Origin of the sequence: Kaistella jeonii (genome assembly GCF_000812865.1) — a bacterium.
Taxonomy (GTDB): Bacteria; Bacteroidota; Bacteroidia; order Flavobacteriales; family Weeksellaceae; genus Kaistella; species Kaistella jeonii.
The window spans coordinates 1-4,344 of record NZ_JSYL01000026.1; the positions used below are offsets into that span (position 1 = coordinate 1).

Consider the following 4,344-nt stretch of genomic DNA (forward strand, 5'->3'; position numbering starts at 1 on the left):
TTAATCGGTTTAAAATAAAAATTTTCAATTGGTGTTAATTCTCTCAATTGATTTAAAATAAAATCGTAAATTGCTTCCAGGTTATTCATACTGTATTAGATTGGTAGTCAATACAATATACGATTTTTTATCGTATTATGAATAACCTTTTATAATGCACTACGGGTTAATTTTATTATTTATAACGTCGAACAGCGTAATCTCCCGAATAATAGGGAGATTTTTACTTAAATTTCTAAAGTAAATTATTCTGTTAAAAAATTCTTAATTCTAGTGAAAATCATTATATTTGCCGACTATAATTTTAATGTTGTAAACTATTAACAATGCAAGGAAAAGGACTTATTACGCTGGTTGCGGTTATTCTGGGACTTATCTGTCTTAATGAATTGTTACCAACTTGGTATGCTGGTAAAATTGAAAAACAAGCCACCGAGTTTGCTGGGAACAATCCCGAAAAGTATAAAAAAGAATTGGCAAGACTTTCTAAAGACACTCTGAATCTCGGTTTTACAAAATTGTATTATTCCAGAGCAAAAGAGAGAGAAATGAAGTTAGGTCTGGATTTGAAAGGCGGTATCAACGTTCTTTTGGAAATTAACCACAGAGATTTGGTAAACGATTTGACCAACTATTCTACCAATCCAATATTGATCGAAACTCTTAACAGAACCGATAAAGATCAGAAAAATTCTACGAAAGCTTACATTGAGAATTTCTTTACAGAATTCGAAGCAGTAAACGCAGAAAAGAAAACCAACCTTAAACTGGCAGATCCGGAAATTTTCGGAAATACCAACCTTAGCGAAATTAAATATAATACGACTGATGCAGAGGTAAAAAACATCATCCGTAGAAAAATTGAAGCTTCTGAAGGCGCTGCTTACGAAGTAATCAGAACCCGTATCGATAAAATGGGGGTTACTCAACCGAACGTTCAAAAAGTTCCGGGAACAGGAAGAATCTCTGTAGAAATGCCGGGAAGTAAAGATATTGATCGCGTAAAGAAAATGCTTCAAACTTCGGCAAAATTACAATTCTGGGAAGTTCAGCAACCACAAGAAATTTTGCCTTATTTCGAGCAGTTAAATGCTTTGATCTCTGCGAAAGGTGATTCTATCGGTGTTCCAAAAACGACCAATTTGGTAAGTTTGATGCAGTTAAATTCATTAAGAGCAAATGGAGTAGGAAACATTAAACTTTCTGATACTGCGATTGTAAATAAAATTTTGAATTCTGATCTGGCGAAAAAACTTCGTCCGACCAACATTAAATATTCACAATTTGTTTGGGGTTACAAACCGGAAGCGAATGACGAAAATAATTTGGTTTTATACGCACTTAGAGGAAACATCAATCAGAAAGCTCCTGTTGATGGTGCTGTAGAATCTGCGAGAGTGAACTACGACGAAATGGGTAGAGTAGTTGTAGACATGCAAATGGATTCAAAAGGTTCGAAAGACTGGAAAACCATGACTGCGAAAAACGTGAACAAACCTGTTGCCGTAACTTTAGATAATATCGTTTATACCGCACCAAATGTTGTTAATGAAATTCCAAACGGAAGAACACAGATTTCTGGAAATTTCTCTCAACAGGAAGCACAGGATTTAGTAGATGTTTTAGGAGCAGGTAAACTTCCGGCGAGTGCTAAAATTGTTCAGGCCGATGTTGTAGGACCTTCATTGGGAGCAGAATCGATCAATGCAGGAATCCTTTCATTCATCATTGCATTTTTAGTAATTGTCGCTTATATTATTTTCTATTATGGTGGAGCCGGTGTTTTTGCAGTAATTGCAATGATCATCAACTTGTTCTACATTTTCGGAATTATGGATTCGGTTGACGCGACTTTAACTTTACCTGGAATTGCAGGTATTGTACTCTCGATGGCAATGGCGGTCGATACAAACGTAATTATTTATGAACGTACCAAAGAAGAACTCTTCGCCGGTAAAAATATTTTAGAAGCTTACAGAGATGGTTTCAAACACGCACTTTCGGCGATTATCGATGGTCACTCAACTACCCTTTTAACTGCTTTAGTTTTGTACGTTTTCGGAACGGGACCGATCAAAGGATTCGCGGTAACATTGATTATTGGTATCTTAATGACTTTCTTTACTTCCGTATTATTATCCAGAGTGATGATTTTCGCAAGATTAAATAAAGGAAAAGGACTTTCAGTTTGGACACCACTAACTAAAAATCTTTTCAGAAATGTTTGGATCGATTTTATTGGAAAAAGAAAATATGCTTATATCATTTCTGCAGTTCTTACCATTGCGAGTCTTATTTCAATGAAAGTAAATGGCTTTAAATATGGGATCGATTTCACAGGAGGTCGTAATTACGTAGTGAGATTTGATAAACCTGTTGATGCAGATAATATTGAAAAATCCTTAATAAAACAATTCCAGACAGCAGATGGTAAAAATTCTGCCGTTGAAGCAAAGACTTTTGGAAGCGGTAATCAGTTAAAAATCTCTACAGATTATCTAATTGATGATGAATCATTAAAAGCCGATCAAACCATAGAACAGAAATTATTCGAAGGTCTGAAAGCAAATCTCCCGGCGAACTTAACATTAGCACAATTTAAATCTGCAGACGTCGATCATGCGGGAATAGTGTCTTCTACCAAAGTGGGACCAACCGTTGCTGATGATATCAAGACGGGTGGAATGTATGCTGTAATTGCAGCTTTGGGTGGGATTTTCCTCTATATTCTAATGCGTTTCAGAAAGTGGCAGTTCTCCTTGGGAGCAGTTGTTGGTCTAGCGCACGATGCGATTATCATTTTGGGAGTTTATTCATTGCTCCATAAATATATGCCGTTCAACATGGAGATCAACCAGGATTTCATTGCGGCAATTCTAACCGTTTTGGGTTATTCCATCAATGATACCGTAATTGTATTTGATAGAATTCGAGAATATTTGAGGGAGAAAAAATCCCTTACTTTGGCAGGATTGTTTGATGATTCAATTTCCAGTACTTTGGGTAGAACCTTCAACACCTCATTCACCACGATTTTAGTTATTTTGGCCATCTTTATTTTCGGTGGAGATAACTTGAGAGGATTTATGTTCGCGTTACTTTTGGGTATTGCGTTCGGAACGTACTCGTCCATCTTTGTATCTTCAGCAATCGCTTATGATTTCTTGAAAGGAAAAGGAGGAAAAGAAGAAAAATTACATGGTAGAACATCAGTAGATGTCGAAGTCATTGACAAGAGAACAAAGAAATAATTTTCTTTAATAAATACAGATAGTCCTTCGAAAGAGGGACTATTTTTTTGTGCAATATTTTTTATTGGGCAGCTGTTTCCGCCTTCCACTCCCACTTTTTTTATAATTGTCTTCGGCTTTGCTCAGCCAATAATAAAAAAGAGTTCCGTTCAAGTCGGGCTGCAAGTTCCGCTCCTCAAATAAAAATTCTGTTCTCAAATTGGCATCGGAAGCGAAGGCGTTAAGAAAAATTGATAGGAAAACGTCAAAAAATTTCTTTGTGCGAAGCGCGCAATAATTTTAATACTCATGAAAAAATCTTCTATCGCGCTAGTTCAGAAATTTTAGGTTTTGTATCAATTTTTTAGCCGCAGTTTCCAAGCCTTGAATTTTTGGTTATTTTGTTTCAAGACAAAGAACATAGAAAAAACGCGAATAAATAATTAAAAGACTATTCCCTTCACAAAATTACACCACTGAAAAAGGATAGATTTGAAATCATTAAATCGAAATTTAAAACCGGCATCGGAAGCGTAGGCGTTAAGAAAAATTGATAGAAAACCGTTAAAAAATTTCTTTGTCCGACGCGCGCAATAATTTTAATACTCATGAAAAAATCTTCTATCGCGCTAGTTCAGAAATTTTAGGTTTTGTATCAATTTTTTAGCCGCAGTTTCCAAGCCTTGAACTTTTGGTTATTTTGTTTCAAGACAAAAGAACAAGAAAAAAGCGAGTAAATAGTTAAAAGACTATTCCCTTCACAAAATTAAAAAAATGAAAAGGCTAGATATGAAATCATTAAAATCCGAATCTAAAACCGGCATCGGAAGCGTAGGCGTTAAGAAAAATTGATAGAAAACCGTTAAAAAACTTCTTTGTCCGACGCGCGCAATAAATTTAATACTCATGAAATAATTTTCTATCGCGCTAGTTCAGAAATTTTTGGTTTTGTATCAATTTTTTAGCCGCAGTTTCCAAGCCTTGAATTTTTGGTTATTTTGTTTCAAGACAAAAGAACATAGGAAAGGAATAAATATTTTCGAGATCCTTCATTCTTCACAATGGCAAAAGAATATTTTTAAAACTCTTCCAAATACGACGCATAAAAAACAAA

General features: G+C 35.2%; 1 protein-coding gene. It reads left to right on the top strand.

All coding sequences use genetic code 11. The features are described from left to right. Positions 1 to 326 precede the first annotated feature (326 nt). Complete coding sequence (locus OA86_RS15025) at positions 327 to 3,251, top strand: protein translocase subunit SecDF (protein WP_039355123.1); 2,925 nt, start codon at positions 327 to 329, stop codon at positions 3,249 to 3,251. The last annotated feature ends 1,093 nt before the right edge of the window (positions 3,252 to 4,344 follow it).

Excerpts from the sequence above, each read along its gene's own strand:
- OA86_RS15025 (WP_039355123.1), top strand. The coding sequence starts at position 327 with ATGCAAGGAAAAGGACTTATTACGCTGGTTGCGGTTATTCTGGGACTT.